Consider the following 5,506-nt stretch of genomic DNA (forward strand, 5'->3'; position numbering starts at 1 on the left):
TCCCCCGACCCCTCCCGCAAGCGGAAGGGGAGCGCGCATCGCAATGTCTGTCGCATCACACCAAAGCCTTGGCTTCGTCGTCCATTTCGCCGGAGACTTCGGCGGCCTGGAGCAGCATTTCAGTATGGGCGGCGCCCGATGGGATCATCGGGAAGCAATTGGCGAGCTTGGCCACCCGGCAATCGACGATCACCGGGCCGTCATGGTTGAGCATCGCCTGGATGCCATCCTCCAGTTCGCCGCGCGTCTCGATGCGGATGCCCTTCCAGCCATAGGCCTCGCCCAGTTTGACGAAATCGGGGAGCGCATCGCTGTAGCTCTCCGAATAACGCGACTGGTAGGTCAGCTCCTGCCACTGGCGGACCATGCCCATATACTCATTGTTGAGAATGAATATCTTTACGGGCAGGCGATATTGCGTAGCAGTCGCAAGTTCCTGGATATTCATCTGGATCGACGCCTCGCCGGCGATGTCGATCACCAGCGCGTCGGGATGGCCGAGCTGCGCGCCGATCGCGGCGGGCAGGCCATAGCCCATAGTGCCGAGACCACCGCTGGTCAGCCATTTGTTGGGCGCTTCGAAGCCAAAATGCTGCGCGGCCCACATCTGGTGCTGGCCGACCTCGGTGGTGATGATCGGGGCGCGGTCGCGGGTCGCCTCGTAGAGCGCGCGGATCGCGCGCTGCGGCATGATCGCGTCGCCCTTCTCCTCGAACTCGAGGCAGCCGGCCTGGCGCCAGCCGTCGATCCGGCGCCACCATTCGCCGAGGTCGGGCTTGGGATGCTCGCGTGCCTTCCAGCATTGAATCATCGCGCGCAGCGCCACGCCGACATCGCCGATGATCGGCAGGTCGACGCGAACATTCTTGTTAATGCTCGACCGGTCGATGTCGATGTGCACCTTGCGGCTGTTGGGCGCGAAGGCGTCGAGCCGGCCGGTGACGCGGTCGTCGAAGCGCGCGCCCAGCGCGATGATCAGGTCGGCCTTGTTCATCGCCCAATTGGCTTCGTAGGTGCCATGCATGCCGAGCATGCCGAGCCACTTCTCGTCCGAGGCGGGCAGGGCGCCGAGCCCCATCAGGGTCGAGGTGACCGGTGCGCCGGTCAGCGCTGCGAGCTCGCGCAGCGCCGCGGACGCGTCGGGACCCGAATTGATGATCCCGCCGCCGGTATAGAAGATCGGACGCTCGGCCGCGGCGAGCATGTCGACCGCGTCCTGGATCTTCGCAGCATCGGGCTGGGTCTGCGGGCGATAGGTCTTGTGCTGGATCGGGCCCGGCGCCTCGTAGCGCGCGGTGGCGACCTGGACGTCCTTGGGGATGTCGACCACGACCGGCCCCGGCCGGCCCGAGGTGGCGATGTGAAACGCCTCGTGGATGATGCTACCCAGCGTCTCGGGCGCCTTCACCAGGTAATTGTGCTTGGTGCAGTGCCGGGTGATGCCGACGGTATCGGCCTCCTGGAACGCGTCGGTGCCGATCAGCGCGGTCGGAACCTGGCCGGTGATGACGACCATCGGGATCGAATCCATCAGCGCGTCGGTGATCCCGGTGACCGCATTGGTCGCGCCCGGCCCAGAGGTGACGAGCACGACGCCAGGCTTGCCGGTCGAGCGGGCATAGCCCTCGGCCGCGTGGGTCGCGGCCTGCTCGTGGCGGACGAGAATGTGCCTAATCCGGTCCTGCTTGAAGATCGCATCGTAAATCGGAAGCACGGCGCCACCGGGATAGCCGAAGATGACCTCCACACCGAGGTCGGTCAGCGCCTCGATCAGGATGTCTGCTCCGCTCTTCTCGGTCACGTCTGCCTCCTTTTGCTGCATTGCCGCACAACGCCGGGATGGCGCTGCTAACGGCAAGAAAATGCCACGTCAAGAACTATATCTGTAATTTAGTTTCAAATATGTCCAGGCGATCGTCTTTTTCTGTCTCTTCCGTCCGTTCCCAGTCCGCCGGGGGCTGCCGGCGAAACCAGGTATATTGGCGTTTGGCATATTGCCGGGTCGCGAGCGCCCCCGCGGCGGCAGCTTGCACGACATCGCTCTCGCCCGCAAACAATGCCCGCAGCTCCGGGACGCCGATCGCGCGGAGCACCGGCGCGCCCTCGGGAAGATCGGTGCGCGCGAGCAGCGTGCGGGCCTCGTCGCGGCCGGCCTCGAGCATTTCGGCGAAGCGCCGGTCGATGCGACCGTCGAGCCAGTCGCGATCTGGAAGCAGGATCAAGGGCAGGAGGCGGATCTCGCCGGCGATCCCGCCGACGGTGCGCGCCTGCCAGTGCGCGAGCGGCTTGCCGGTGGCGCGGACGACTTCGAGCGCGCGGGCGACGCGGGTGGTGTCGGTGGCGTTGAGCCGGGCGGCAGCTTCGGGATCGGCGGCGGCGAGCTGGGCATGCGCTTCGCGCACGGGCAGGGCACGGACCTGCGCGCGGACTTCGGGATCGATCTCAGGGACGGGCGCGATGCCGTCGAGCAAAGTGCGCAAATAGAGGCCGGTGCCGCCGACGAGGATGGGGAGGCGGCCCTCGAGCTGCGCCTCGGCGATCGCCGCGCGCGCCTCGGTGGCCCAGCGCGCCGCCGAATAGGGATCGGCGCCGTCGACATGGCCGAACAGCCGGTGGGGGACCCGCGATTCCTCTTCCTGGGTGGGGCGCGCGGTGAGGATGCGCAGGTCGGCATAGACCTGCATCGAATCGGCGTTGATCACCGTCCCGCGATGCTTTTCGGCGAGCGCCAGCGCGAGCGCGGACTTGCCGCTCGCCGTCGGCCCTGCGATGAGCGCCACCGTTGGGAGGGCGTCAGCCAATCCCACCTCCGTTCGTGCTGAGCTTGTCGAAGCACCGTACTGTTTCTGCCCTGAATGCGCAGAAGAAGAGCGGCCCTTCGACAAGCTCAGGGCGAACGGGCGGGGGGATAGCCCAGTCCGTATCGAAGGGGTTTGGTGTGTACATCGCGACGCTTGTAGCAGACGGCCTCACCGCAGGGCAGCTTTCCGAAGCGGCGGACAGGCTCGCGGGAGTCGATTGCGCGCCGGGCGCTTGGCATTGGCTCGACGAGGGCAAGGCGGCGGACCTGTTGTTCGTGTCGCATTCTGGCGCAGCGCGTGCGGCGCTGGAGGGGGCGTTGCCGGCAACCGACGTGATCGTTCAGCCGCAGGAAGGACGCGCGAAGAAGCTGCTCGTCGCCGACATGGATTCGACGATGATCACCGTCGAGTGCATCGACGAGCTCGCCGATTATGCTGGGATCAAGGCGCAGATCGCCGAAGTGACCGAGGCAGCGATGCGCGGAGAGCTCGATTTTGCCGAGGCACTCGATGCGCGCGTGGCGCTGCTCAAGGATCTGGAGGAGGCCGCGATCGACCGCTGCCTGGCCGAGCGCGTGCGGCTGATGCCCGGCGCCAAGGCGCTGGTGCAGACGATGAAGGCACGCGGCGCCACGACGATCCTCGTCTCAGGCGGTTTCACGCGCTTCGCCGAGCCGGTGGGCAAGGAAATCGGCTTCGACCGCGTCATCGCCAACGTGCTCGAGATCGCGGATGCGAGGCTGACCGGCACGGTGACCAAGCCGATCGTCGACAGCGGCACCAAGGAGGCGACATTGCTGGGCGCGCTTAGCGAGCTCGGGCTATCGGCGGAGGCGTCACTGGCAGTGGGCGACGGCGCCAACGACCTCGCGATGATCCGCCAGGCGGGGCTGGGGGTCGCCTATCACGCCAAGCCGATCGTGGCGGCGGCTGCCGGCGCGCGGGTGGATCACAACGACCTCACCGCGTTGCTCTACGCGCAGGGGATTGCCCGGCGCGATTGGGTTGGGGTGTAGTTGCAATCGTGTTCCCCGGCGAAGGCCGGGGCCCAGTTTCGACGAAGTCCGCGCGTTCGGACTGTCCTCTCCAACGCATTGCAACTGGGCCCCGGCCTTCGCCGGGGAACAGCATGGAGCGCTGACGGTCAGCGCGCCGCCGTCTTCACCTTGGTCCAGGGCACGAACTTGCCCAGGCTTACGAAGCCGCGCGGGAAGCGGCTCCCGCGGTCGACCAGGTGGACGGTATCGATGCTGCACAATTGCGAGCCGAACACCTTGGTGACGAGGATATCGTCGTCATCCAGCGACTCGGCGCCCGAGCGCGGCTCGTTGACGTAGAGCTTCCCGCCGACGCGGTAGACGATCGCCTTACCGCGGATGATCTGGCTCGAGTTCGACGGCGACAGCGGAATGCAGTCGACCGGCTTGCCCGGGGTTCGGCCGTCGAGCAGCTTCTGCAGCTGCTGTTCGGGGGTATCGCGCGGCGCGGCGACGGCGGGCGCGGCGATCAGGGTCGCGCCAAGGAGCAGAGCTTTGACGATGTGGTTCATAGCTTGCTCCTTAGCACGACCTGGCTGAACCCGCGCTGAAGAACCGTCAGCGCCCGAAAGTGAAGGTCAGCGCCGCGCCGCCCGAAAACTGGTTGCGCGAGCCGATCGTCCGCACGATCGGCGAATCCGCGGCATCGTTCACCAGCCGGTCGTACTTGGCATAGCCGTAGATGCCCCAGCGGTCGTCGAATTGGTAGAGCGCGGTGGCGGCGCCGCCGGCCGCCTGGAGGCCGCCGCTCGGCGAATAGACCGGAAGCCCGGTGCGGGCTGCCGCAGCGGTGTTCACGCCGAAATAGGCGCGCTGATATTTGCTGTCCGAAAGCGTGATGCGCGGGCCGATCGAGAACAGCCATTTGTCGCCTTCGCGCGCGACGTAATCGAGGCTGACATTGCCGACCAGCGCCTTGTGCCCGGTGATGCCCTTGCGCAATTCGCCACGTGCGCGGATCGAGGAGCCGAGCCAGATATCGGCGAAACCGCCAGCTTCGACCGAAATGCCGACTTCGTCGACCGGCAGGTCCGTCTCCTTGCGGCGGCGGCTGCCTTCGATGTTGACCGAGGGGCCGAACGCGAAGCGCGGCGTGTTGATCAGCGCGATGCCGGAGCTCTGGTCGCCCGACTTGTAGCGGAATTCGTCACGCGTCGTCGTCGAAACCTCGACGAGCGGAGTGACGATGACCTTGTCTGCGCCGGGATAGCTCGGCGTCAGTTGCGGACCGAGCGCGACGCGGAACCGGCGGGGTTGCGGAGTCTCATCCTGCGCGGCGGCGCCGGTGGCGAGGAGGAGGGCGGGGAGGGTGGCGACAGCCAGGAGCGATTTGATCATGGGGCGCGAAACGCGCCCTTTTCGATTTTGTTGCGGGCGCGAAGCGATTTGTTTCTGCAGGTACCGAAAAGTCGCAGTTTCAGCGGCTGACCGGTACGCAGGGCCGGACGCTGCCACAGGCTGCGGCGGCCGCCGCGCGCGAGGCATAGGGCCCGACGAGCAGCTTGGTCAGTGCGCCCGTCTTGACGAAATATGGCTGGCGGCCGGGGAAGCGTCCGCCGACCTGTGCCCAGAGCTTGCGCGCATTGCCGGGCTCGCCGAACGCGCCGAGCTGGACGCGCCAGCCGCCGTCACGCGCGGGCGCTTCGACCGCGGGTGCGGGTGCGGGGG

General features: G+C 66.9%; 6 protein-coding genes. 1 reads left to right on the forward strand and 5 read right to left on the reverse strand.

The window, feature by feature from the left end; all coding sequences use genetic code 11:
• Nucleotides 1-55: 55 nt before the first annotated feature.
• Complete coding sequence (locus AC3WJI_RS21325; RefSeq protein ID WP_492759317.1) at nt 56-1,822, reverse strand: acetolactate synthase 3 large subunit; 1,767 nt, start codon at nt 1,820-1,822, stop codon at nt 56-58.
• Between the two features lie 55 nt (nt 1,823-1,877).
• Entirely contained in the window at nt 1,878-2,807 is a 930-nt protein-coding gene (gene miaA / locus AC3WJI_RS21330) for a tRNA (adenosine(37)-N6)-dimethylallyltransferase MiaA (RefSeq protein WP_492759318.1), read from the reverse strand.
• Between the two features lie 131 nt (nt 2,808-2,938).
• Between miaA and serB the strand changes: the two genes are divergently transcribed.
• Nucleotides 2,939-3,817, forward strand: coding sequence for a phosphoserine phosphatase SerB (serB, locus tag AC3WJI_RS21335; RefSeq protein WP_492759319.1), 879 nt, complete (start codon nt 2,939-2,941; stop codon nt 3,815-3,817).
• 128 nt (nt 3,818-3,945) lie between these two features.
• Here serB and AC3WJI_RS21340 read toward each other — a convergent pair whose 3' ends face one another.
• The 3 genes from AC3WJI_RS21340 to AC3WJI_RS21350 form a co-directional block, all read right to left on the reverse strand.
• A complete protein-coding gene (locus AC3WJI_RS21340) occupies nt 3,946-4,350 on the reverse strand; it encodes a hypothetical protein (RefSeq protein WP_492759320.1) in 405 nt (134 codons plus the stop codon).
• 46 nt (nt 4,351-4,396) lie between these two features.
• Entirely contained in the window at nt 4,397-5,176 is a 780-nt protein-coding gene (locus AC3WJI_RS21345) for a MipA/OmpV family protein (protein WP_492759321.1), read from the reverse strand.
• Nucleotides 5,177-5,255: 79 nt separating this feature from the next.
• Nucleotides 5,256-5,506: SPOR domain-containing protein (locus tag AC3WJI_RS21350; RefSeq protein ID WP_492759322.1), on the reverse strand; the 251-nt coding region annotated here is incomplete at its 5' end.

Source organism: Sphingomonas sp. FW306-1B-B10E (genome assembly GCF_058782005.1).

Coding starts and splice junctions, on each gene's coding strand:
- AC3WJI_RS21325 (WP_492759317.1), bottom strand. CDS start 1,822: ATGCAGCAAAAGGAGGCAGACGTGACCGAGAAGAGCGGAGCAGACATC.
- AC3WJI_RS21340 (WP_492759320.1), bottom strand. CDS start 4,350: ATGAACCACATCGTCAAAGCTCTGCTCCTTGGCGCGACCCTGATCGCC.
- AC3WJI_RS21345 (WP_492759321.1), bottom strand. CDS start 5,176: ATGATCAAATCGCTCCTGGCTGTCGCCACCCTCCCCGCCCTCCTCCTC.